The organism is Vibrio sp. 2134-1, from assembly GCF_033339495.1.
In genome coordinates this window covers 249888-272461 of sequence record NZ_JAWOUS010000002.1, presented here as the reverse complement: position 1 = coordinate 272461, position 22574 = coordinate 249888, and the positions used below count along the sequence as shown (strand labels likewise).

At 44.4% G+C, this 22574-nt stretch carries 24 protein-coding genes; 8 read left to right on the top strand and 16 right to left on the bottom strand.

Annotated elements, in window-relative coordinates:
- Nucleotides 1-34 precede the first annotated feature (34 nt).
- Complete coding sequence (locus R7R78_RS03530; protein ID WP_225473049.1) at nt 35-526, top strand: universal stress protein; 492 nt, start codon at nt 35-37, stop codon at nt 524-526.
- A 43-nt stretch (nt 527-569) separates the two neighbouring features.
- On the opposite strand, the gene R7R78_RS03525 is transcribed toward R7R78_RS03530, so the two are convergent.
- Both R7R78_RS03525 and R7R78_RS03520 read right to left on the bottom strand, forming a co-directional pair.
- Complete coding sequence (locus R7R78_RS03525) at nt 570-959, bottom strand: MazG nucleotide pyrophosphohydrolase domain-containing protein (RefSeq protein ID WP_005376487.1); 390 nt, start codon at nt 957-959, stop codon at nt 570-572.
- Between the two features lie 26 nt (nt 960-985).
- Nucleotides 986-1414: a PaaI family thioesterase gene (locus tag R7R78_RS03520; protein ID WP_054702670.1), complete on the bottom strand. Its 429-nt coding sequence runs from the start codon at nt 1412-1414 to the stop codon at nt 986-988.
- Nucleotides 1415-1625: 211 nt separating this feature from the next.
- Here R7R78_RS03520 and gloA point away from each other — a divergent pair, with 211 nt between their 5' ends.
- Together gloA and R7R78_RS03510 are read left to right on the top strand one after the other, a co-directional pair.
- Complete coding sequence (gene gloA / locus R7R78_RS03515; protein ID WP_005376490.1) at nt 1626-2012, top strand: lactoylglutathione lyase; 387 nt, start codon at nt 1626-1628, stop codon at nt 2010-2012.
- Between the two features lie 11 nt (nt 2013-2023).
- Nucleotides 2024-3124, top strand: coding sequence for an alkene reductase (locus R7R78_RS03510; protein ID WP_213967537.1), 1101 nt, complete (start codon nt 2024-2026; stop codon nt 3122-3124).
- 117 nt (nt 3125-3241) lie between these two features.
- Here the strand turns inward: R7R78_RS03510 and R7R78_RS03505 are convergent, their stop codons facing one another.
- Nucleotides 3242-3517 (bottom strand): nitrogenase-stabilizing/protective protein NifW, encoded by a 276-nt coding sequence (locus R7R78_RS03505; RefSeq protein WP_017820985.1) that lies wholly within the window; start codon nt 3515-3517, stop codon nt 3242-3244.
- Between the two features lie 241 nt (nt 3518-3758).
- On the opposite strand from R7R78_RS03505, the gene R7R78_RS03500 reads away from it, so the two are divergent.
- Nucleotides 3759-5609, top strand: a complete 1851-nt coding sequence (locus R7R78_RS03500) for an acyltransferase family protein (protein WP_225473048.1) — start codon at nt 3759-3761, stop codon at nt 5607-5609.
- A 79-nt stretch (nt 5610-5688) separates the two neighbouring features.
- On the opposite strand, the gene R7R78_RS03495 is transcribed toward R7R78_RS03500, so the two are convergent.
- From R7R78_RS03495 to R7R78_RS03480, 4 genes are all read right to left on the bottom strand, one after another.
- Complete coding sequence (locus R7R78_RS03495; RefSeq protein WP_005376497.1) at nt 5689-6159, bottom strand: RES family NAD+ phosphorylase; 471 nt, start codon at nt 6157-6159, stop codon at nt 5689-5691.
- 1 nt (nt 6160) lies between these two features.
- Nucleotides 6161-6613, bottom strand: coding sequence for an antitoxin Xre/MbcA/ParS toxin-binding domain-containing protein (locus tag R7R78_RS03490; RefSeq protein ID WP_017820987.1), 453 nt, complete (start codon nt 6611-6613; stop codon nt 6161-6163).
- Between the two features lie 165 nt (nt 6614-6778).
- Complete coding sequence (katG, locus tag R7R78_RS03485) at nt 6779-8953, bottom strand: catalase/peroxidase HPI (RefSeq protein WP_225473047.1); 2175 nt, start codon at nt 8951-8953, stop codon at nt 6779-6781.
- 186 nt (nt 8954-9139) lie between these two features.
- Nucleotides 9140-10681, bottom strand: coding sequence for a glutamate synthase-related protein (locus R7R78_RS03480; protein WP_053349154.1), 1542 nt, complete (start codon nt 10679-10681; stop codon nt 9140-9142).
- A 156-nt stretch (nt 10682-10837) separates the two neighbouring features.
- Between R7R78_RS03480 and R7R78_RS03475 the strand changes: the two genes are divergently transcribed.
- Nucleotides 10838-11317, top strand: coding sequence for an aminoacyl-tRNA deacylase (locus R7R78_RS03475; protein ID WP_005376501.1), 480 nt, complete (start codon nt 10838-10840; stop codon nt 11315-11317).
- 175 nt (nt 11318-11492) lie between these two features.
- Here the strand turns inward: R7R78_RS03475 and R7R78_RS03470 are convergent, their stop codons facing one another.
- From R7R78_RS03470 to R7R78_RS03460, 3 genes are all read right to left on the bottom strand, one after another.
- A complete protein-coding gene (locus R7R78_RS03470; RefSeq protein ID WP_225473046.1) occupies nt 11493-12905 on the bottom strand; it encodes a coniferyl aldehyde dehydrogenase in 1413 nt (470 codons plus the stop codon).
- 125 nt (nt 12906-13030) lie between these two features.
- Nucleotides 13031-13603 carry a GNAT family N-acetyltransferase gene (locus tag R7R78_RS03465; protein ID WP_047101443.1) on the bottom strand — a complete coding sequence of 191 codons (573 nt, stop codon included), beginning with the start codon at nt 13601-13603 and terminating at the stop codon, nt 13031-13033.
- 104 nt (nt 13604-13707) lie between these two features.
- Nucleotides 13708-14166, bottom strand: a complete 459-nt coding sequence (locus R7R78_RS03460) for an NUDIX hydrolase (protein WP_005376504.1) — start codon at nt 14164-14166, stop codon at nt 13708-13710.
- 169 nt (nt 14167-14335) lie between these two features.
- On the opposite strand from R7R78_RS03460, the gene R7R78_RS03455 reads away from it, so the two are divergent.
- Nucleotides 14336-15241, top strand: coding sequence for a DMT family transporter (locus R7R78_RS03455; RefSeq protein WP_005376505.1), 906 nt, complete (start codon nt 14336-14338; stop codon nt 15239-15241).
- A 79-nt stretch (nt 15242-15320) separates the two neighbouring features.
- On the opposite strand, the gene R7R78_RS03450 is transcribed toward R7R78_RS03455, so the two are convergent.
- Nucleotides 15321-15635 (bottom strand): DMT family transporter, encoded by a 315-nt coding sequence (locus R7R78_RS03450; protein WP_005376506.1) that lies wholly within the window; start codon nt 15633-15635, stop codon nt 15321-15323.
- 394 nt (nt 15636-16029) lie between these two features.
- On the opposite strand from R7R78_RS03450, the gene R7R78_RS03445 reads away from it, so the two are divergent.
- Nucleotides 16030-17394, top strand: a complete 1365-nt coding sequence (locus R7R78_RS03445; protein WP_225473044.1) for an endonuclease/exonuclease/phosphatase family protein — start codon at nt 16030-16032, stop codon at nt 17392-17394.
- A 284-nt stretch (nt 17395-17678) separates the two neighbouring features.
- Here the strand turns inward: R7R78_RS03445 and R7R78_RS03440 are convergent, their stop codons facing one another.
- The 4 genes from R7R78_RS03440 to R7R78_RS03425 all read right to left on the bottom strand — a co-directional run bounded on the left by R7R78_RS03440 (nt 17679) and on the right by R7R78_RS03425 (nt 20530).
- Nucleotides 17679-18212, bottom strand: coding sequence for a hypothetical protein (locus R7R78_RS03440; protein ID WP_054574616.1), 534 nt, complete (start codon nt 18210-18212; stop codon nt 17679-17681).
- A complete protein-coding gene (locus R7R78_RS03435; protein ID WP_005376510.1) occupies nt 18206-18592 on the bottom strand; it encodes an MAPEG family protein in 387 nt (128 codons plus the stop codon). Before R7R78_RS03435 ends, R7R78_RS03440 begins: the two co-directional genes overlap by 7 nt.
- Nucleotides 18593-18799: 207 nt before the next feature.
- Nucleotides 18800-19705 (bottom strand): EamA family transporter RarD, encoded by a 906-nt coding sequence (gene rarD, locus R7R78_RS03430; RefSeq protein ID WP_064369681.1) that lies wholly within the window; start codon nt 19703-19705, stop codon nt 18800-18802.
- Between the two features lie 102 nt (nt 19706-19807).
- Nucleotides 19808-20530 (bottom strand): sulfite exporter TauE/SafE family protein, encoded by a 723-nt coding sequence (locus R7R78_RS03425; RefSeq protein WP_005390054.1) that lies wholly within the window; start codon nt 20528-20530, stop codon nt 19808-19810.
- 444 nt (nt 20531-20974) lie between these two features.
- Between R7R78_RS03425 and R7R78_RS03420 the strand changes: the two genes are divergently transcribed.
- Entirely contained in the window at nt 20975-21505 is a 531-nt protein-coding gene (locus R7R78_RS03420) for a prepilin-type N-terminal cleavage/methylation domain-containing protein (protein WP_053303523.1), read from the top strand.
- 49 nt (nt 21506-21554) lie between these two features.
- On the opposite strand, the gene R7R78_RS03415 is transcribed toward R7R78_RS03420, so the two are convergent.
- Nucleotides 21555-22535, bottom strand: coding sequence for a chemotaxis protein (locus R7R78_RS03415; RefSeq protein WP_025998672.1), 981 nt, complete (start codon nt 22533-22535; stop codon nt 21555-21557).
- Nucleotides 22536-22574: the final 39 nt, after the last annotated feature.

Here is a 22574-nt window from a genome sequence, read left to right as displayed (position 1 = left end):
CGTGGGACACTTTAACAAACACGAGATTCAAACGATGCTCACAGGACTAGCACAACAAGATTGCGACTTGTTGCTACTGAGTGAGCGTTCATGGCCTTCTCACGCCAACATGCTTTGTGCAATCGACCCACTTCATCGAGGGGATGAAAAGTCGATAGTAGATAAAGCCATCGTCTCGCGAGGCTCAAAATTAGAACAAACCTTAAGCGGGAAAATGACGCTCGTTTACTGCCGATACGTCGCGCCATACCTCTCTCGCTATCGTGCAGAGATATTAAGCAATCAAAAAGCAGGCATTACAGATTTTATTACTGCGCAAAAGTTAACGCGAGTTCCATTACTATTACCGGAAGGAAACCCTGAAACGGCGTTACCAAAAGCAGTTAAGCAATCACAAGCAGCGATTTTGATTATGGGGGCATGTAAACGAAGCATGTCATCTCAATTTTGGTCTGGCAGCACTGTAGACACGTTACTTGATCAACCACCTTGTGACCTACTGTTGGTCAACAACTCCAAGGGCTGACTAGGTATTCTCTATTAACCTATCCTTTCAATACCAAGCGCAGTTATTGGCTCTTTACATCTTCTAACTGCGCGGCTTCATGCTCTGCGTTCAAGGCTTGTTTCTGCTGCTGTTTTATCTCATCCCAACTGCGTCCCGACTCAATCGCAGATACACGCTGATCGTATTTGTTGCAGGCTCTTTCGAGTACTTTCTCAGGATCTATGCCCTTTTCTCTTTCCAGCGCTTTTAATACGTTAAGATAGTTCCACAACACATCGCCTAACTCGTCTTCCAAATGACAAAGGCGATCCTCACGAATCTCTTCGCGGACTTCATCAACTTCTTTGCCAATGGCCTCCAGATAAGTCTCTACGCCTTTAAACCAAGTGTTGGTTTGGTCATATTGAGATTTTCTCGTCGCAATTGCATACAGCTCATCAAATTTCTTCATTGCCTCTCCGTAGAACACGTTTTTATTTATGCCTTTTTAGGACGAATAAACTTCCCTTTAGCCGTCACTCTAACTTCGCTTTCGACCCGCAATTGAGCCACCAGTTGATATATACCGCGTCGTTCACCTTCACAGTGTGCAGTAATCGTGACTCGATCATCTAACTGAATAGGTGCATGGTAGCGCACATCCAACTGCGCCGTAAGGGCTTGAATGTCTCTAGATAACAAACAATGCGTCATTGCACCATCGAGAAGCGAACTGGCAATACCACCATGCAACAGGTCTGTGTAACCTTGATGACGCGATAAAACGTGAAACTCTCCGACAACAGAACCATCGGCTAGGTATTGGTAGTTCACGGCCAAAGAGTTCGGATTCACATTAATTGAAGAACAAACCGCACATTGATGATGAGATTCGTGAGTGTAATGACAATAGCTGTTTGTAGACATGATAGTTACTCGGTTTCTCAAAAGAGTAATTAGCATATGCCAACAATTAAAAAGAAACGGCGAGTAATCTTTGTTTGCATGTTGCAGGGCCAGCAACCTCGCTTTTCATAACACTAAATAATCATTTTAATAATTAACGATAATTTCCAGTTTATTTAGAGTGGCGATATGGTTTGCATAGTGATTACGCAACGTTATAAAAAGGCGACTTATGAAGTTTCTCCACACGATGATCCGTGTAGCTGACCTAGACAAATCTATCGAATTTTATACAAAAGTTCTGGGAATGAGTGTTTTGGATCGTTTTGAAAACCAAGAATACCGTTACTCACTGGTGTTTGTTGGTAACCCTGATCAACCAGATGGCGCGACCATCGAGCTAACTTATAACTGGGATACCGACAGTTACGACTTGGGTAACGCATTCGGACACATGGCACTGGGGTCTGAAGATATTTACGCCGCTTGCGAAAAAATTAAAGCGCTTGGTGGCAACGTTACTCGCGAGCCAGGTCCAATGAAAGGCGGAGAAACTCACATCGCGTTCATTAAAGATCCCGATGGTTACCAAATCGAGCTCATCCAAACTCAAAAATAACGAGGTTTCCTATGACAGACGCATTATTTCAACCCATTCAACTTGGCTCTCTCTCATTAAAAAACCGTATCGTTATGCCTCCGATGACGCGTTCTCGTGCTTCTCAACCAGGTAATATCGCTAACGACATGATGGCGACCTACTATGCTCAACGTGCTGAAGCGGGCCTAATCGTTGCTGAAGGCACACAAATTTCGCCAATGGGTCAAGGCTATGCATGGACACCAGGCATTTACAGCCCAGAGCAAATTGCTGGCTGGAAAAAAGTAACTGATGCAGTGCACGAGAAAGGCGGCACTATCTTCGCGCAATTGTGGCACGTTGGTCGTGTGACTCACCCTGATAACATTGGCGGTGAGCAACCTATTTCTTCTTCTGCGCTAAAAGCAGAAAACGTGAAAGTATTTGTCGATAACGGCACAGACGAACCGGGCTTTGTCGACGTGGTTGAGCCACGTGAAATGACCAAACAAGACATCAAGAACGTTATTGAAGAGTACCGCCAAGCCGCACTAAACGCGATAGAAGCCGGATTCGATGGTATCGAGCTTCATGCAGCGAATGGCTACTTGGTTAACCAGTTTATCGATTCTGAAGCGAATAATCGCACCGATGAATACGGTGGCTCTATTGAAAACCGTCTGCGTTTTCTTGGTGAAGTGATAGAAGCGATGACGCAAGCTATTGGCGCTGAGCGTGTTGGTGTTCGTCTTGCACCATTCACTTCGTTAAATGGCACCGTTGATAGTACGCCAGTAGAAACCTACACCGCCGCTGCAGCGCTGCTTGATAAACTCAATGTGGTTTACATTCACATTGCAGAAGTAGATTGGGACGACGCGCCAGACACTCCGCACGACTTTAAAACCGCAGTTCGTGAGGCGTATAAAGGCACACTGATCTATGCCGGTCGTTACAACGCAGAAAAGGCGCAACACGCGATTGAAAGTGGTTTAGCCGACATGATTGGCTTTGGCCGTCCGTTTGTTGCAAACCCCGACTTACCAAGCCGCATCAAGCATGGCTATCCGCTGGCAGAACATGACCCTGCCACATTGTTCGGCGGCGGTGAAAAAGGCTTGGTGGACTACCCTGCGTATCACGCGGGTTAATTCATCTACGTAAAGCTGATTCGTAACTCGCGACAAACCAATAGCGAAACCAAAAGAACCTTGCTCTTCCCCCTGTGACACCAAGATGCAGGGTTCTTTTTAGGCAAGCCACCAGAATTAACGTCTTTGACAAGATGTACAACCTCGGCACGCAGAGCGCGTCGTTTTACTGAGCAAACTGCGTTGTACTTTACAGTAAGCATTCTTTAAAGCACGACGACCTGAAAACCAATCATCCGGTTTAGTGAGGATTAAGTAGCCGTGAAACCTCTTAACCAACTCGGTTCGATTGTTTTCGATAAATCGGCTATCAAACTCGATGTCGAAGTAATTCAAAGCCTCTTCGATACAAGTAAAGCTGGCAATTTTTTCCTGAATCGTATTCTCTGTCATCGTTTCTTTAGCGTAATCATTTTCAATGAAGTCTAAGTGCCTCGCGCTTTACGTTCTTTGATTTAGCGCTTCTTAAGATCATTCTTTATGGGGTTTCCATATTGAAATTCAATTTGGGAATTCGTTAACCCACCTAGCATCTTCATTTTGACAATCAATTTAAGGTACTGATTTAAATAAATATTATTTCTGGTTCATATTTTGCTCTACTTCATTAAACGGAATGTTGGAGCAACACGATATGACTTACAGAGCAGAAGTAGACGGATTAAGGGCGATTGCTGTCACGTTGGTGATTTTGTTTCATGCAGGAGTTGAGCAATTCGCTGGTGGCTTTATTGGCGTCGACGTGTTTTTTGTGATCAGCGGCTATTTGATCACCACCATCGTGATTAACGACTTAGAAAACCAGAAGTTCAGCCTTGGTGATTTTTATGAGCGACGCATTCGTCGCATACTCCCCCTCTTACTGGTGGTGATCACCGTCAGCTATTTGATGTCTTGGTGGCTATTTTTGCCGCAAGCACACAAAGACGTTGGTCAGTTTGCAGTATCTTCCATTCTTTCCTCATCCAACATTCTTCTGTATTTGAAAGGCCACAATTACTTCGGTTTAGAAGATCAAGCCAACCCGCTGTTCCACACATGGAGCTTGGGCGTTGAAGAACAATACTACATTGTCATTCCTTTGCTACTCATGCTACTCGCTCGTGGCAAAAACGCGTTTTACCTGACTTTTTTTATCACGGTATTTGTGCTGAGTTTGATGACTATTGTCTACGCGAGCAACGATCCTGATTTCGCTTTTTACATGATCTTCTCTCGCGCTTGGGAGCTGGCAACCGGTTCATTACTCGCATTAGTGATGAGAAAAGTCCAAGTTCAATCTAACGATACTCTAGCAACCATTGGCATCGTTTTGATATTGGCTTCCGCGCTTTTGTTTGAAAAATCGCAAGATGGCGCGGGCATTACGCTGCTGGTGCCGGTCATCGGTAGCGCGTTGGTGATTTTGTTTGCCTCTAAAGACAATGTCTGCTGTAGATTACTGAGCCTAAAGTGGGTCGTGTTCGTCGGCTTAATCAGCTACAGCTTATACTTGTGGCACATTCCATTATTTGTCTTTTACCGCTACGTGTTGGACACAACACAAGACATCAATATCCCGCTTTACGTTATCGCTCTTTTTGTACTGTCTTACTTCACTTGGCGCTTTATTGAAAAGCCGTTCCGTAGCCGAAAAGCCATGAGCATGCGCACTGTGTCCGCGGTTATTGTGTTGTTGACGTTGCCCTTGCTAACGCTCGGCGTTATCGGTCATCAAAACGGTGGTTTTCCAGAAAGAAGCGCATTTTTCGAGGCCATGCGCGTTAACAACGGTTATGGTTTAGATTGCAACGGCAACACCAACGTTAACGATGTGTGCTCGTCTGCGCCGCAGCCCGCCATTGCTGTGTTAGGCAATAGTCACAGCATGGTTTACGTGAAGCGTCTATCTGAAGTAACACCAACTGGCGTGGTGCAACTTACTCAAGATTCCTGTGCGGTCGGTTATGTCGACATCCTAGAAGCTGCTGGCTCAGTTTCTTGCCGACAGTTCTTCAATGAGGCTGTCGATACCATTCTAAGTACCCCTTCCATTCGTCGCGTTGTTATCTCTTCTAATTTCAATAAAGAGCTTTCACAAGCCGATTATGAAGCATCATTAACCAAATTATTGAATGAACTGAAAGGAAAGGAAGTGGTCGTTTTCGGTCCAACCCCTTCTGCACCGTTTGCGGTAGGAGAATGCCTTTGGAAAGCGCGTTTGTTTGGCGAGACAGAAGAGTCTGCCTGCGACTTTTCTCCCAAACAACATCACCCTCGAAACGTGGCGAAGTTAGTGAACTACTTTGAGCAATTTGAGCACGTTGAGTTTGTCGACTTGACCGATGCCATTTGCAGAAATGGCGTATGTCGAATGAAAGTTGGAGCAAACAATGCGATGTATACGGATGACAGCCATTTATCTTACAAAGGTGCTGAGTTGGTGCTTGGGCATTACCACAACACTACAAATGAAGCGCAAAAGTTCACTTACAACCGACAATAACCAAGGGAAGAAACTTTTATGCTTCAGCGCTTATCTCAGGTAAGCGCTGAATGCTTTAAAGCAAGACAAAGCTAGGCGTCTATTTGAAAATGCGCGGATCAAACGCGAAATCGAGCTTTTCGGCTTTCTTGATGATCTCTTTCATTTTGGGATGATTTGGATTCACCACGTAGTTTTTATCACGAGGTGAAATCGTTGAAGGCACTTGCAGCGCGGCAAACTCTGGATGAGGATCATTGAGAAACTGATCACCAATGTACTGCGTAGACTCGCTCGCCGGTATTGCTCGCCACGTCACCGGGAGATCTTCTTCATCTAAGGTGGCGATGAGGTATTCTGGCATTTCAATACGATATAAATCGTAAAGTTTGGTGATAGCAGGGTCGTTGTTTACGTGAACAAATACTTCCAACGAGCAAAGGGATTCCGATTCAGAGAAGTAGAGGGCTTCGGTTCCTTTTGAATTCCATCGCCCTCCAAACAACTTTGCGCCAACGGGGCTGAATGGCGTGTCAGCGAATTTCTTTTGTGTGAGACGATAGAGCTTCATATTACGAGAATACCCCGTGCTCTAAACGGCCGATCAAATCTTTTACGATTTCAAAATCCACCGTGGTCGAGACCATATCAAGTGGACGTTTTCCACCTAAGCCATACACATTCTCTCTCATCCATTTTAACGCGCGCTCTTCGTCGTCAAACAGTTCTGTCGCGAGTTTCAATAACATCGCTAATCGATAGATTGCATCACTTTCTTGCGTATTGAAGCGTTCATCGTTTTTTAGACGACGCTTGATCGTGCTAACAGGTATCAATGTGACGTTTTGAAACTCACTCTGAGAAAGCTTCACACGCTCAACAATATTGCGATACACCTTTGGCTCAAAGCCTTTGTGAACCGCATCAGTGCGACCTGTTTCAGCGTCTTCAATACCCAACATAAACCAGAAATTGGCTTTATGAGGTTGTTTCGGTTTGAAGCTTTTTAATGCTGCAGTTGCCATATCAAGCTCCTATGGTTCATATGGTCCAGTTATTATGGTTCAAATGAGCTTAACTTTCAATCAAAGTAACAATCAAAGTAAAAAGATAGGTAAAGAAAAAGGCGAGCTTTTCGCCCGCCTCTCTTACTTATTCATCAACCCATCTACCGACGGGCATCGTTTCACTTATTGCAAGTCAAAACGATCCGCGTTCATGACTTTCGTCCATGCGGCGATGAAGTCATGGATGAATTTTTCCTGATTATCATCTTGCGCATACACTTCCGCATACGAACGCAGGATCGAGTTTGAACCAAAGACAAGATCCACTCGAGTAGCCGTCCACTTCACAGCGTCGGTTTTACGATCACGGATTTCATATTGATTAGCACTCACTGGTTTCCACGTATATGCCATGTCAGTAAGGTTCACGAAGAAATCATTCGACAAAGTGCCTACTCGGTCAGTAAATACGCCCTCTTTTCCACCGCCGTAGTTACTGCCTAGAACGCGCATACCACCGATAAGTACCGTCATTTCTGGCGCCGTTAGCCCCATAAGCTGAGCACGATCTAATAAAAGCTCTTCTGGCTTAACCGCGTAGTCTTTCTTCAACCAATTTCGGAAACCGTCAGCAACAGGCTCAAGTACTTCGAACGATTCCACATCCGTCATCTCTTGGGTGGCATCACCTCGGCCTGGCGCGAATGGTACGGAAACATTATGACCTGCGGCACGCGCAGCCAGTTCAATACCTACGTTCCCAGCAAGCACGATAGCGTCTGCAACACTACAGCCCTCTTCTGCTGCTATTTTTTCTAGCACAGCAAGAACGCGGCTTAGACGTTCAGGTTCGTTCCCTTGCCAATCTTTTTGCGGAGCCAAGCGAATTCTCGCGCCATTTGCACCGCCTCGGCGGTCAGAGCCACGGTAAGTACGCGCACTATCCCACGCCGTACTTACTAACTCACTAATGGATAGGCCACTTGCTTCGATTTTTGTTTTTACTAAATCAACATCGTAGTCTGTCTTACCTGCGGGCGTTGGGTCTTGCCAAATAAGATCTTCGCTTGGCACATCAGGGCCGAAATAACATGATTTTGGTCCTAGATCGCGGTGTGTCAACTTAAACCAGGCACGAGCAAAAACGTCATCAAAGTACGCAGGGTCATGTTGGAACTTTTCTGCAATCTTACGATATTCAGGGTCCATTTTGAGCGCCATATCGGCGTCGGTCATGATTGGATTGTAGCGCTTAGAACCATCTTCAACATCGACAGGCTTGTCTTGTTCTTCAATGTCGATTGGCTCCCATTGCCATGCGCCAGCTGGGCTCTTTTTCAGTTCCCAGTCATACTTAAATAGTAGGTGGAAGTATCCGTAATCCCATTGTGTAGGGTGTGTTGTCCAAGCACCTTCAATACCACTCGTTACCGTGTCACGGCCAATGCCACGTGTTTTGTGATTAATCCAGCCAAGACCTTGCTCATGAACGTCTGCTGCTTCGGGCTCTGGGCCAAGGTTTGCGGCATCACCATTACCATGACACTTACCCACCGTGTGACCACCAGCTGTGAGCGCGACGGTTTCTTCATCGTTCATTGCCATTCGCGCAAAGGTCACTCGCATGTCATGTGCTGTTTTGAGAGGATCTGGGTTACCGTCTACCCCTTCAGGGTTCACATAGATAAGACCCATCATTACCGCAGCAAGCGGGTTTTCTAAATCTCGCTCACCAGAGTAGCGGCTGTTATCAGCGTCACTTGTGGCTAACCATTCTTGCTCAGAGCCCCAGTAAGTGTCTTTTTCTGGGTGCCAAATGTCCTCTCGTCCAAACGCAAAGCCAAAGGTCTTAAAACCCATGGATTCGTACGCCATGTTACCGGCAAGGACAATCAGGTCTGCCCAACTTAGTTTGTTGCCATATTTTTTCTTGATTGGCCATAAAAGGCGTCGAGCCTTATCGAGGTTGGCGTTATCTGGCCAAGAGTTGAGAGGAGCAAAGCGTTGGTTGCCTGTAGCAGCACCGCCACGGCCATCCGCAATACGATAACTGCCCGCTGCATGCCATGCCATTCGGATCATTAAACCACCGTAGTGTCCCCAGTCGGCAGGCCACCAGTCTTGGCTATCAGTCATTAAATCTTTTAAATCTTTTTTAAGTGCTTCGACATCTAGCTTTTTCAGTTCTTCTTTGTAATTAAAGTCCTGACCAAATGGGTTGGTTTTGGAGTCGTGTTGATGCAGGATGTCTAAGTTCAAGGCATTCGGCCACCAATCCATCACCGACTTATCTGTAGATGTTTGCCCACCATGCATAACTGGACATTTACCTACCGAACCGCCGTTTGCTTTGCTCATATAATGCTCCTTCGTGTCGTGGTTGTGGTAACCACTCTTTGTTATTCAATAAATCGAATATCCACCTCAAACAGCGTAGTTCATACACTGTTTTTTTAGTTAACGCCAAGTCAAAATTTCAAACATTTCAGCGAATAAATAATTGTTATCAAACATGTACCTATATGTAGAAAATATGGATAGAGATCAGTTTAAGTCCATACCTGAATACTTAATCCCAGACAGCCTCGCCATGTTGTGATCCCAGGTCGCTAAATCATGATGACTAAATTCATTCAGAGCGTGATGACCACACGCCCTTGCCATAACTTGCATGAGCTCGACCGAGGATTCGAAGAAATTTTTCAGTTGCTGGGATGACTTTTCAACGTCGAGACGCTGCCTCAAATCGGCATTTTGTGTCGCAATGCCTGCCGGGCAATTATTGGTGTTGCAGATGCGAGCGGCGACACAACCGATCGATTGCATCGCACTGTTTGCTATCGCTACTCCGTCTGCTCCAAGTGCCAACGCTTTGACAAAATCCGTAGGAACTCGCAACCCACCGGTGATGATTAATGTGACGCGGTCACTTGCACCTTTTTCATCTAAGTATTTACGTGCACGAGCTAACGCAGGAATGGTGGGCACACTAATATGGTCACGGAACATAGTTGGCGCCGCACCCGTGCCACCACCGCGACCATCTAAGATGATGTAATCAGCCCCAGCATCAAGCGCAAACTGAATGTCTTGCTCAATATGGTTGGCACTGAGTTTAAATCCAATTGGAATGCCGCCTGTGATGCCACGAACTCTGTCAGCAAACTTTCTGAAATCGTGAGTAGTGTGAAGATCTTTGAACGTTGGTGGTGATATCGCTGGTTGTCCCTCGGGGATGCCTCTCACCTGAGAGATCTTACCTACATTTTTATTTGCAGGCAGATGACCACCCGTGCCCGTTTTTGCTCCTTGCCCACCTTTAAAGTGAAACGCCTGAACATTAAGAAGCTTAGATTCGTCGTAGCCAAATTGAGCACTAGCAAGCTCATAGAAATACCGTGAATTAGCGGCTTGTTCTTCCGGTAACATGCCACCCTCACCAGAGCAAATCCCAGTCCCTGCCAACTCTGCACCTTTTGCTAGTGCAATTTTCGCCTCTTCAGAAAGTGCGCCAAAACTCATGTCCGACACCAACAAAGGAATGGCGAGTCTGAGCGGCTTACGCGCGTTTGGTCCCACAATCAACTCGGTAGACACAGGAACGTCTTCCAACAACGGTTGTGTCGCCATTTGCGCCACCATGATTTGTATAGCATCCCAATGTGGTAGCAAATGCCTAGGAACCCCCATTGCAGCCATCGGACCATGATGACCGAGTTTAGAGAGTCCTTCTCTCGCTAATTGGTGGATAAACTCGAGGGTTGGTTCTTCTTGAGTAGCAGACGCCGTTGGTTTGTCTCTTTTCTCTCGCTTTTGTTCCGGTCCCTCTTTACCGACTTGCTCTGCGGTAAATCGCTTGTGTGTACCATCACAAAAAGGAGCATTGGCGGTATGCTTACATTGGCAGAGATAGGCATCTTCGTCTTTTTCCGCACTAAAGCTCATTGGCTTTAAGCCGGTTCCCGAATGAGACCCATCGCAGTAAGGTTGATTTTTAGAACGCCCACATCGGCAGAAGTAGTATTCTTGCCCAGCTTTCAACTCTACTTTGATCGGCTTGTTATCAGCGATGATTGGCTTGCTCATGTTGCCCCCTATTTATTATTGTTAACCATGCTTTCTCGCTGGCTTGCAATAAGCGTAGAACAGGAGCGTAAAGAGCGTCAGTGTAGCCGAGTAAAATGCGCGATTGTCGCCCGACTAACCTATACTTTTTATGGGTCTCATACACGTGGAGGCTATATGACGATTGCAACCCGATTAGATGAATATTTGACTGAGCATAACATTCACTTTCAAACCGTGAATCACAGCCACAGTCATAGCTCGCTACAAAGTGGTGTTGCAGCAGGTGTGCCTTTAATGAATATCGCAAAAGGTGTGATTCTAGAGGATCATGAAGGGCGTCATATGATGGCGGTCTTACCTGCCAACAACAAAATCAGTTTGTCGAGATTAAACGACGAATTTAATGCCACCTTCCACTTGGTGAAAGAGCGTATGGTTTACCGACTCTTCACCGATTGTGAACACGGCGCTATTCCACCGATTGGTAGCCCTTACCACATGTCGACAGTTTGCGATGAAAGACTAGCAAACTTGGAACATGTCTACCTTGAAGCTGGCGATCATGAAACTCTGATTAAGCTGGACCGAAAGGCGTTTAAAGAACTGATGAACGACTGTAGATATCTAAGATTCAGCAGTGAAGTTCTGCATTAAACTTGCCAAGATCTCTCGACACTTCCTGAACAAGGCTCTATCAACAAGAGCCTTTCTTTGTTTTGTTGGTAGCACGCGATGGAAGTTTCTCGGACTTTGGTGCCCAGCGTTTCAGAGCATATAGAAACAAAAAACCGCCTATTCGGGCGGTTTTTTATCAATCAAATCATAATTATTATCGAACAAAGATCTTTTGGATCGCTTTTATCGCCATAGCCCTACGGCGCATTAATACGCTCGTTCTTGGCAACCATTTCGGTGTGTGAAGAATGGTTTTCGCATGACTAAAAGTTCTGAATCCTTCCTCTCCGTGATAATGCCCAATACCCGATTCACCAACGCCACCAAAAGGCGCATCTTCAGCGCCAACATGTAAAACCGTATCATTAACGCCGACGCCACCACTGTGGGTGTTGCGTACAATATGTTTGATGGTCGATTTGTCGTCCGACATAACATACAGCGCAAGTGGTCTTTGGTGCTGATTAATGTAGTCAATCGCTTCATCAACGGCATTGTAGGGCTTAACAGGTAGAAATGGCCCGAAGATCTCCTCTTGCATGATTCGCATATTCGGCGACACATCCGTGACCAAATGAGGATACAGAAGTCGTTCCTCTTGGGGCGACGCCTCAACAGTGTGAAGGTTAGCACCTTGCGCTTTTGCATCCTCAAGTAGCGCAGTCAAACGATCATATTGTCGTTGGTTGACAATATGGGTCAGCTTTTGATTCTTGTTGGATTTTAAATAGAGCTTTTCAAAACGTTTTAAGAATAGCGAAATGAACTCTTCGACACGTTCTTGCGGTACAAACGCGTAGTCAGGCGCGACACAAATCTGGCCTGCATTAATGCATTTACCAAACAAGACAGCATCAACGGCTTTCTTCATGTCTGCATCTTTTGCAATGATCACCGGGGACTTTCCACCCAACTCTAACGTCACCGGGGTAAGGTTTTCCGCTGCCGCTTTTGCCACTGCGCGACCAACACTCGTAGAACCCGTGAACAAAAGGTGATCGAATGGCAGTTGGCTGAATGCTTGTGCGACGTCTGCTTCACCCTCAAAAACTTCGACATACTCAGACAACCCACGGCAAATATCGACGATGACTTTATTGGTTTTTGGCGTAAATTCGCTGAGCTTCATCATCACGCGGTTGCCAGCAGCCAATGCTGTCACTAAAGGCGCAAGGCTCAAAATCACAGGAAAGTTCCACGGTGAAATGATCCCGACGACACCTAACGGTTGATACTGAACGGTGACTTTAGAAGGTGCGAGCAATAAGCCGGATTCGCGCTTGCTGGGTTTGCACCATTTTTTTAGTCGTTTGAGGGTATAATTAATATGCGAGACCGTTGGCAAAACGTCGGTCATGGCGGTATCAAATTCTGAGCGATAGCCAAAATCGTCACTTAACGCTTCAACCAAAGCTTGTTTGTTCTCAAGCAGCGATTTTTTTAACAAAACGAGGCGCTGTTTACGTTCATCCAAACTAGGATAAGGCTCGGCTGCATATGCCGCTTTTAAGCGTTCGAGGCTTTGCTGTAACAAGTTATCTACTTCAACCTCTGTGATTGCGTTCATGATGCTTCTCCTAGCCTAGTTTCTGCCAATGACGCCCCAAGTTAACACGAGCGCAACAATGTTACTATTGTAGCGCTCGTGAAGTTAGAGTTCGAACTCTGATTAAAATATTTCTGGGGTGGATACTACATCAAACGTAGTTCATAAATGCCTAGTCGTTGAGAGCGGTCAAGCATATCGAACTCATGATCAACGTATTCTTTTAATGTGGCGCCTGCACGCTCAGCAATATTGATGCTAGCGATGTTATCTTCCATACAATGGAACTGAATGAATTGTGCGTGCCCTTTCTGCTTCAAAAAAGGGATCAATACTGCGAGCACTTGATCAATCACACGATGGCCTCGCCCATTGTTGGCAAGCCAGTAGCCAATTTCAGTAACACGCGTATGTGAATCTACACCTTTAATGCCAATAACACCCGTAAGCTGCTCATCAAAATAAATTGCACACCAGTGGGAATCCAGCGCGTTACTGTTCACTCGCTGGGAAATGTAGTTCACGGCCTCTCTATGATTCGTGACAGAATCCGTCCAAGGTAGATAGCCCTCAAGGCTCTCTCGGTGAGTGTTCACAACCTCTAGTAAAGCGGACGCGTGTTTCGTGTTGAGGGGCTCAATTGAGACCCTTTGCGAGACGGAAAAACGCTTCTGTAAGTGATTTCCTTGATACGTCTCTTGGCATGTGACTTCATCCATAGATGTTATTCCTTTTTATTGTGAACGCTCAGCGCAAATCCTAACGCTTCATTTTATGAGAACAAACCTCTCTATAAAAACTAATCAAAGCCGTTGCCGTTCATTTAGCCCTTTTGATCGATCAGCGTAAATGGCGTTAGTGATGCCACATCTACATAATGTTTCCATACATGTTCATATAGGTGATGCTGATTGGCAAACGGAGCCAGCTGCTTAGCTTCTTCAAGCGTACACCAGCGATACTCTGTATGCTCTTCGTTAAGAACAACTGATTGGTTAGGCGGACAAAATAGCACAAAACATGGGATAACCATGATACGGTTATTTTTTGCTTCGTAGAACTGCTCTAGGAAGTCTGCTGTATGTAACTCAACTTGGTCAATTAGTGTCTCTTCTTTTAACTCTCTTAAAATGGTTTGCCACCCGGCTTCACCCGCTTCGATACCACCTGCAACATGGCACCAATAGCCACCTTTTACGCGTTTGAGTAACAGCATTTTTTCTATGCCATCAATTTTTGAAATGACAACGCCTGAAACATGCGTTGCTTTTATCGGGATCATGTAAGCTCCTTAAATATCGAGTTTTTATTGTTACGCTGAAGAGAGGCAGATTAATTGCTACGTATTCTACTGTTTATTCATCTTGTCGACAGAAGTGTTTGAGTTGAGAGGATTTAATCGCTAACTAAGTATGCTAAAGTGAGATCTGTCGCAACAAATGAGCAGTAAAATGTCCAATTCATTCAACACTATGATTCCCATCGGTGTGCGCTTTATGGTGCTTTCCGCGTTCGGCTTTGCTCTGATGTCGGCTACAGTAAAGCACGTCGGCAACTACGGTATCCCCGTTTTTGAAATCGTTGCAGCAAGAGCGCTCGTTTCACTTATCATTAGTTATTTCGATGTAAAGCGAAAACGAATTTCTGTATGGGGCAATAATAAGCCATTACTATTTGCACGCGGTGCTGTGGGTACGATGGCTCTGATGTGTGTATATTATTCAGTGACCACCTTACCTTTGGCAGAAGCGACGATATTCCAATATATTCATCCGGTGTTTACTGCACTACTCGCCGTATTTTTCTTGAAAGAGCGCATCCAGCCGTCAACTTTCCTTTGTATTGCGTTGTGCTTACTCGGCATCTATATCATGGTAAGCCCAGAAACGGGGCAAGGCTCAGATAGCGCTTTACCAATGTTTAGCGTCATGATTGCGATCTTAGGCGCATTTGGTAGCTCAATTGCCTACGTCATTGTCAGAAAACTGAGTCAGACAGAAGACAGCTCAGTGATCATTTTCTATTTCCCGTTGGTTGCTCTCCCCGCTTCACTCTTACTGATTGGCGACGATTTTGTAATGCCCGATCTATATCTGACTTTCATGTTGGTTCTAGTTGGTGTCTTTACCCAAATTGGGCAATTGGGGTTAACCAAAGCGATGCAAACTCAACAAGCGGGTAAAGCCTCCGCTTATTCGTATATCCAGATCGTATTTTCTGTGTTGTTAGGCATCATTTTCTTTGGCGAGGTTCCGATCATTTGGACGTACGTCGGTGGCGGTCTGATTGTTACAGGCGCATTAATTAATGCGTTTGGTCATCACTTACGGTTACCTTTTATTAAGCGCAACGCTTGATATACCTACCCAGAACCGTAAACACGACATTTAGAAAAACAGCCAGAGTGACTCTGGCTGTTTTGTGTTTAGCCTAACGTTAAGCTGATATTTTTAACCCTGCGATACCAGCGACAATCATTAGCAAGCTTAAGGCTTTGATCAGTGTTGCTGGCTCATTGAACAGATAAATACTCACGACTGCCGTGCCTATTGCGCCAATCCCTACCCATACGCCATAAGCAATGCCTAAAGGCAAGGTTCTTAACGCAATGCCAAGCAACCAAAAGCTCAATAACATAAAGACAATAGTGAATGCCGAAGCACCGAATTTGGTAAACCCTTGTGAATATTTAAGACCGACAGCCCATGCGATTTCACACAAGCCCGCAATGAAGAGAATTCCCCAAGCCATGTCACATTTCCCAACGAGATGGGGTCGTCCCCGAGAAAAGATAGAGCGGTGAGGTCGTCCTCACTTCTGATTGACTGCTTATTATATACAGAAATTTAAACATAAAAAATAAAACACGGCGATAAGCATACAACTCAAACATCTCATGTACGCTTAAATTCTACGCTTTTCTTTTTAACGGTGGCGGACTCTCTATTTCGCATCAATAACGACACCGTTTTTTAACAATTTACATATAACCTTCTGGTGTTGAAAGTGTTGCATTTATTGCACAAATCACACAAAAACTAATTGAACATGTAAATATGAAAACGTTTGTGTGACTAATATCGCTTAAAACAATGACTGATGACTTTAATATTCAGCCGAATTAATTATAAGGTATGACGTACCCATGAAAGCAATCAAAACCTCTATCGCTGTCCTTGTTGGCGCCGCTCTACTATCTGGATGTAATGACGATACTGAATACGTCAATGTTCAGCCTAAAGAAGTAAAAATAGCGACTTACAACCTCTCTTTTGACCGCGCTACCTTCGAAACTTTGGTAGATGAAATGCAAATTGAACCAACGCAGCAAACTGCGTTGGTCACCTCTTATTTAGACGGTTCAATCGCAGCCGAAGACAAAACCACTGCGGAAAAAGTCATTCAAATTCGTAACGTTGCAGCAATCATTCAAAAGAATCGTCCTGATGTTCTTATGATGGCGGAATACAACAACGACGGAACAGGCGAAAACGAAGCAGCCATTGAAGGATTCCAGAAGAACTACTTGTCTGTCGCGCAAAGCATCAATGGCGCGGGCGGTGAAGCAAACCTTGAGCCTATTGAATACCCTTATGCTGAATCTTACTCAACTAATACAGGGTTGTTGAGTGAGTTTGATCTCGACAACAACGGAACCGCAGGTCAAATGCCAGGTGATGCATGGGGCTTTGGCATGTACCATGGTCAATATGCATTTGCCCTTATGTCTAAGTATAAAATTGACACAGCAAACACACGTACATTCCAAGCATTTAAATGGAAAGATATGGAAGGTGCGAAAATTCCAACCATTACTATCTGCGATGGTTCGCAAAAGATTCCAGACGGCATGAAGTGTGGTGATGAATGGTACTCAGCGGAAGAATGGGATCAAGTGCGTCTATCTTCGAAAAACCACGTTGACGCACCAATCATCATTCCAACTCGCAATGGCGAGGAAGTTGTACACTTGTTGATGTCTCATCCTACTCCACCAGTATTCGACACCGGTAAAAACAAAGCGCAAAACGCAGCAGAAGTGGAGTTTTGGCATCATTACATTCAAGGCAAAGACTATTTTTACGACGATGTGGGTAAAACAGGTGGCTTAACGAACGGCGCTAAATTCGTAATGATGGGTGATCAAAACCTTGATCCAGTGGCTGGTGACGGTATTAGCTCTGTAATGCAAGAGCTGCACAACGATCCATTGGTTAACCAAACCGTGATGAATGGTGAGCTTTACCCAACAAGCTTTGGTGCAGCTGAACACGCTGTTGACCGCAGTTCAACTCACCCATATCCGAATCGCATCACTTCAACGTTTGGCTTAGGGGTAGACTATGCCTTGCCTTCAGCAAATTTGAATGTAATAGACTCTGGTGTGTACTGGTCAGCGTCTTATGAAGAAGGCCGTAAACTATTTAACGATGCACGTATCGGTAAGTATGGTGATGGTAAGGATGTATCTTCCGACCATCGCATGATCTGGATTAAAGCACAGTTCTAGACTGCATAAAAAAAAGCCAACCACAAGGAGTCGTGATTGGCTGTATATATTTGTGAACAAGATGGTTCACTAACAACGTCAGTTGGCTAGGTGACCCTCGGCTTAGAAAGGGTCACTCATACTAAAGCATGAGGCGTGCCAACTTTTCAGCGCACAAAAACAGGTTGTTATTTAATCACTTTCATTAAAACTTAACCAATAGCTACTGTTTGCTCACCGAATAAATTGCAATTTGCAAACTACCATTGGCATTTCGCAATAAGCCTGATCTTTAGCTCTTGCTTTTATTGTTTCCTAGCTAAGTCGCGTGCAAGGATTAACGCAAGTCCGAATACTTGCAAGAAGAGTCCGATATTCTTGTACCAAGCGATCTTTTCATCCTGCTTTGCCATTACCTCATTGAGCTCTACATTCTCAATGTAGTAATTATCGATGCGGTCTCTATACGAAGCTTGTGCCTGATTTATCTTTGACATCAGTTGAGGAAGTTGATCAATTTTTATTTCATCCGACTCGTTGAGAACCCAAGAAGATAAATGCCCTGCTAATACCTCTTCTAGCTCTAAAGGTATCGCTACGCTCTGACTTATGTGCACATGCAGCAGTAAAGCTTCTCTTTTCCTTTCTAGGGTTTCCACACTGTTCCATGCGAGTTGGATGGAATACAAGTTTTTTGCTGTTTGCTCTGCGAGCTGCGATTGCTGTTTACCCAACTTATCAAGGACTAAGCTAGTAACGATGATCGCGCCAATATTCAGTACTAATCCAATCAGAACGAGTACCCAAGGTGGTGGAATGTAACGTCGCAGACTTACCATAACTTATCGTATGGCAGGTAAATCATATTTAACACAACCAATGAAAGTATCACCAGAAATGTCACCTGCATCCCTCTAATGCGCTTTTTCAAGTCTTTTTTCAATATGCCTTTAGCATGAATAACTCGACCAATTACAAAAATAATACCGGTGAGATGTATCCATGTTGGGTAAGCACTATTGAATTCTAAAAGTGCCATTAAAATCAGGGTGATGGGGATATATTCTGTCGCATTACTCTGGGCACTACGAGCAATTTGTAGTGCCTCTACCCCACCATCTGCATAAGCAATTTGATTTAAGCGACGTTGCTTAATTACTTGAACAGCCAACCAAATAATGAGTATTGCGAGAATGTTGGCATACAGAGCTGTGATCATATGTCGTCCTTCTTGATCTGGTTTTCACTTATATAAGCGTGTCACTTGGCTATAACTATAGCGGTATCATTATGATAATGCGTCAAATAATCTCAAGTTATGATTTCTACTCGGAAAAAACGAAAGCCAATGCTTCATGACATTAAAAATGCCCTCGAATGGAGGGCGTAAGAATAAAGAAGCTAATATGTGAGAATATTGAAACCACTATAAGGGGTGTTTGACCAGCTTTTTGCGCCGATGCCCTTTGATAATACTTTCAAAAATTGTGAACAACAGCCCTGCCCAAATAAATGCAAAGGTCACCGCTTTCACTTCGTCAAACAACTCGCCAAAAAACATAACTGCCAACACAAACTGCAAGCTTGGTTCGATGTATTGCATTAGACCGACGGTTGATAAATTAGTTATACGTATTGCGATAGAATAAAATACGAGTGGTAAAAGTGTGATAGGTGCACTGCCAAAATACAAAAGCAATGTTGTGGTATCTGTGCCCGAAGCCAGTTCACCAGTTGCCCATTGTTTATAGAGCAAATATGCGAGTGCAACTGGAGTCAGTAACAACGCCTCAACAAACAAGGTTGTACTCCAGTCATAATTTATCTTCTTCTTGTACAGCCCATACAAAGCAAAGAACAACCCCATCGTTAGTGCGATAACGGGTAGCTGACCATAGTGAATCACTTGATACATAACACCAATTGTTGCCAACACTATTGCAATAAGTTTGCCTTTTGAGAGCCTATCCCCAAGAATAAATACGCCCAGCGCAACAGATACTAATGGTCCAATAAAGAAGCCTAAGCTGGCATCGATGACCCGATGATGGGTCAAAGCCCAAGTGAACGCACTCCAAGAAATACACATCAAACTGCTCGCCACAAACGTGTACCACAAGGATTTTTTATCAAGCCAGATTTCTTTCCAATTCAGCCCTCGACGGGTTATCCCAAGTACAATTAGAAACCCGACAGGTACAGACCCAATGATTCGCCATGCTAGCAACTCATCCATAGAAGCATTCGGTAAATAACGATAATAAATTGGTAGCAATCCCCAGATCACAAAGGAGAATGCTGCCATAAAAGTGCCATAACGAGTGTTATTCATAAAACTATCGCCCATCTAAACGACCAATTTGGCGTAAGTAAACAAGTCCGCCATACATAAAAAGGAATGCAATCCCGCAGTGACTTTATGATGCAGATGGCATTATTGGCTCAACGCTTGTACGACGGCGGTAAAGCCACTCACAAAACACAACATAAGTGCCCCAAACCGAATCTTTTCTTTTGGTAACGACTGGGTAGTTTTCATTGCTAGCCAGTAACCAAGCGCCGCAGCAGGTAATAGAGGAATAGTAATGACCAAATGATGCAATGTGAAGAAGCCCACTGGGATTTGTACTATTAGTGAAATAATCGAACTGAAAACAAAAAAAGCCGATAAATTACCGCGTAACTGATTCGCTTCTTGATGCTGCAACAATAACGCCATCGGAGGGCCTCCAATCGCAGAACTGGTACCAAACAACCCAGAAAAGAAACCAGCACATGTCATACGCGAAGGCGTAGGCTCAACCCGAAACGGTAAAACACTCACCAAGACTGCAAACAGCACCAACAAACCAATCCAAAGCGTGAGAGTTTGTGTAGATACAAAAAAGAGTAGCAAGCCACCAGCAATTGATCCCGGCACTCGCCCAATCAACGCCATCTTTAAGCCGCCGATCTCAACACTACTGCGGTGCTTCATCGCATTCATCAACGAAATAAATAACGCGACTAAACAGATTGGCGCAGGAACATATTCTGGCGCCCAAAGAATCAGTAAAGGTGCGGCAACAATAGCCAAGCCAAAACCGATTGCGGTCTGGACATAAGAGCCAAGAAATATCAAACCTATTGCAAGGAAGTTTATCGAATCGAATTCCATTTAGATTATTCTTATATTTGAAAAATAAACACAAAACCAAAGCACATTCGCATGATGAATGCCTCAGGCACACTGCGATATGAATTCCGCGTAGCATTCATCAAAGTGAATAAAAAGACAATCCATTTGTGCGGTTCGCCCTCATTTGCATTTTGTATTTCATTCCGCTGATGTACATGTTTGCTTACATCGAAGAGGATTCATGCTCGCCTGTTCACGCAGCATTTCTTCAACGGAATTAATGACCTCTTAAAATCTAGCAGAATTAGACCCGTGAATTCTCCATTGCATTTAATGGATTCAGTCAATTAGTGCGGCGTCGGTATAGCACTTTACAACTCACCTCCTTATACTACTGATCGATTTATCATTACCGTACTTATTTACACAATAAACAAGTGTACGGTCAGTGTTTTTCTACCTTTAACTTGCTGTGAAAATAATATGAAAAAACAAACGGGATTTACTCTAATAGAGTTAGTCGTAGTTATTGTCGTGCTCGGTATTCTTGCTGTCACTGCCGCGCCACGCTTTTTAAACCTTCAAAGTGATGCACGTGAAGCTCGTTTGGAAGGAATGAAAGGCGCTATTGCGTCAGCATTAGGCGTCGGTTATGGGAAAATGGCGATTGCGGGATTGGAAAGCAAGCCTTACGTTTCAAACTTCGTAGACAGTGCTTTAATGGCAGATTTACCATTTGACGGCTGTAATATTGGTGGTTCAAAGCGCTGTGTTTTTTTATATGGATATCCTGATTCTGATAGCGAATCGATGAAGTTACTCGTGCAAGGACTGAACGAAGAAGACTCGGATTGGAAAACATTTCATCACCCGGCTGGTTCAACAACTCGCGAAATGGTCATTGCTGCAGCCGACGAAAAAAGAGCTAGCCTTACACAATGTGGAATTTTATATGGGCCACCGCAGACTCCAAACAAGAGTTACACCTTAGATATTCTTCCCTGCCCTCAATAAAAATAAGGCTGCCAATCGGCAGCCTTATTTGTTTCATCTGATCGGTTTTTTACGCAAAGTTAAACACGTATTTATCCATCATATTCACCATGCGGCCAATCTCTGGCTTGGTAATCGTATCATTTGCGCCAAGAGATAGTGCTTTCGCTCGGTTATCCTCACTCATCAATGACGAGAACATAATGATCGGCATTTCATGAAACGCTTCGGTATCGCGTAGTCTCTTCACTAAGTGCATACCATCCATTCGAGGCATTTCTACGTCCGTAACCACCGCATCTAATAGCTCTTTAACTGGCAAGTTTTCTTCTTTCGCAACCTCGATCAAGCTCATCAACTTCTCATGCGCCTCACCACCGTCTTTACATGTGATCACATTGTAGCCTGAAGAAGCTAATGTATCTTGGATCAAAGAGCGAATAAATGCTGAGTCATCCACCACCATGATCGTTTTAGCATTACGCTTACCGACCATTCTCTGGTTGAGATCCACCGACTTGTCCCCTTTCACATCGTATTTTTCCATACTCAATTCTGGGTTGATGTCTGCGATGATTTTTTCAAAGTCGAGAATCATGATCAGGTTGCCTTCTTTACGGACAACGGCTACTACACAATCTTGTTCGCCCGCTTCCAAAAACTGACTTGGTGATTCCACATCATTCCAAGAGATACGATGAATACGCGAAATGCTGTCAATTAAGAAGCCATTGGTCATTTTGTTGAAATCCGTAACGATTACAAACTTGCGCTCCAGATCTTGTCGTGTTGGCACACCTAACCAACCAGCTAAATCCACTAAAGGCGTCAGTACATCTCTGGATGAGAACACACCAATCATATGAGGTTGTGCGTTTGGATAATCGGTTGTTTCTGGCACGCGAATCACTTCTCGTACTTTCGCAACGTTAATGCCGTAATAACAAGTTTTTGTGCTGCCATCTGGCAATGTTTTTTCTAAATGAAACTCGATGATTTCAAGCTCATTGGTACCACTTTCTGTCAAAATGGTGCTGGTTACGTTACTCATAAAGCCAATTATCCAACCAAAAATACGCATCAGAAAAGT

Coding starts and splice junctions, on each gene's coding strand:
- R7R78_RS03530 (WP_225473049.1), top strand. CDS start 35: ATGCTCACAGGACTAGCACAACAAGATTGCGACTTGTTGCTACTGAGT.
- R7R78_RS03525 (WP_005376487.1), bottom strand. CDS start 959: ATGAAGAAATTTGATGAGCTGTATGCAATTGCGACGAGAAAATCTCAA.
- R7R78_RS03520 (WP_054702670.1), bottom strand. CDS start 1,414: ATGTCTACAAACAGCTATTGTCATTACACTCACGAATCTCATCATCAA.
- gloA (WP_005376490.1), top strand. CDS start 1,626: ATGAAGTTTCTCCACACGATGATCCGTGTAGCTGACCTAGACAAATCT.
- R7R78_RS03510 (WP_213967537.1), top strand. CDS start 2,024: ATGACAGACGCATTATTTCAACCCATTCAACTTGGCTCTCTCTCATTA.
- R7R78_RS03505 (WP_017820985.1), bottom strand. CDS start 3,517: ATGACAGAGAATACGATTCAGGAAAAAATTGCCAGCTTTACTTGTATC.
- R7R78_RS03500 (WP_225473048.1), top strand. CDS start 3,759: ATGACTTACAGAGCAGAAGTAGACGGATTAAGGGCGATTGCTGTCACG.
- R7R78_RS03495 (WP_005376497.1), bottom strand. CDS start 6,159: ATGAAGCTCTATCGTCTCACACAAAAGAAATTCGCTGACACGCCATTC.
- R7R78_RS03490 (WP_017820987.1), bottom strand. CDS start 6,613: ATGGCAACTGCAGCATTAAAAAGCTTCAAACCGAAACAACCTCATAAA.
- katG (WP_225473047.1), bottom strand. CDS start 8,953: ATGAGCAAAGCAAACGGCGGTTCGGTAGGTAAATGTCCAGTTATGCAT.
- R7R78_RS03480 (WP_053349154.1), bottom strand. CDS start 10,681: ATGAGCAAGCCAATCATCGCTGATAACAAGCCGATCAAAGTAGAGTTG.
- R7R78_RS03475 (WP_005376501.1), top strand. CDS start 10,838: ATGACGATTGCAACCCGATTAGATGAATATTTGACTGAGCATAACATT.
- R7R78_RS03470 (WP_225473046.1), bottom strand. CDS start 12,905: ATGAACGCAATCACAGAGGTTGAAGTAGATAACTTGTTACAGCAAAGC.
- R7R78_RS03465 (WP_047101443.1), bottom strand. CDS start 13,603: ATGGATGAAGTCACATGCCAAGAGACGTATCAAGGAAATCACTTACAG.
- R7R78_RS03460 (WP_005376504.1), bottom strand. CDS start 14,166: ATGATCCCGATAAAAGCAACGCATGTTTCAGGCGTTGTCATTTCAAAA.
- R7R78_RS03455 (WP_005376505.1), top strand. CDS start 14,336: ATGTCCAATTCATTCAACACTATGATTCCCATCGGTGTGCGCTTTATG.
- R7R78_RS03450 (WP_005376506.1), bottom strand. CDS start 15,635: ATGGCTTGGGGAATTCTCTTCATTGCGGGCTTGTGTGAAATCGCATGG.
- R7R78_RS03445 (WP_225473044.1), top strand. CDS start 16,030: ATGAAAGCAATCAAAACCTCTATCGCTGTCCTTGTTGGCGCCGCTCTA.
- R7R78_RS03440 (WP_054574616.1), bottom strand. CDS start 18,212: ATGGTAAGTCTGCGACGTTACATTCCACCACCTTGGGTACTCGTTCTG.
- R7R78_RS03435 (WP_005376510.1), bottom strand. CDS start 18,592: ATGATCACAGCTCTGTATGCCAACATTCTCGCAATACTCATTATTTGG.
- rarD (WP_064369681.1), bottom strand. CDS start 19,705: ATGAATAACACTCGTTATGGCACTTTTATGGCAGCATTCTCCTTTGTG.
- R7R78_RS03425 (WP_005390054.1), bottom strand. CDS start 20,530: ATGGAATTCGATTCGATAAACTTCCTTGCAATAGGTTTGATATTTCTT.
- R7R78_RS03420 (WP_053303523.1), top strand. CDS start 20,975: ATGAAAAAACAAACGGGATTTACTCTAATAGAGTTAGTCGTAGTTATT.
- R7R78_RS03415 (WP_025998672.1), bottom strand. CDS start 22,535: ATGAGTAACGTAACCAGCACCATTTTGACAGAAAGTGGTACCAATGAG.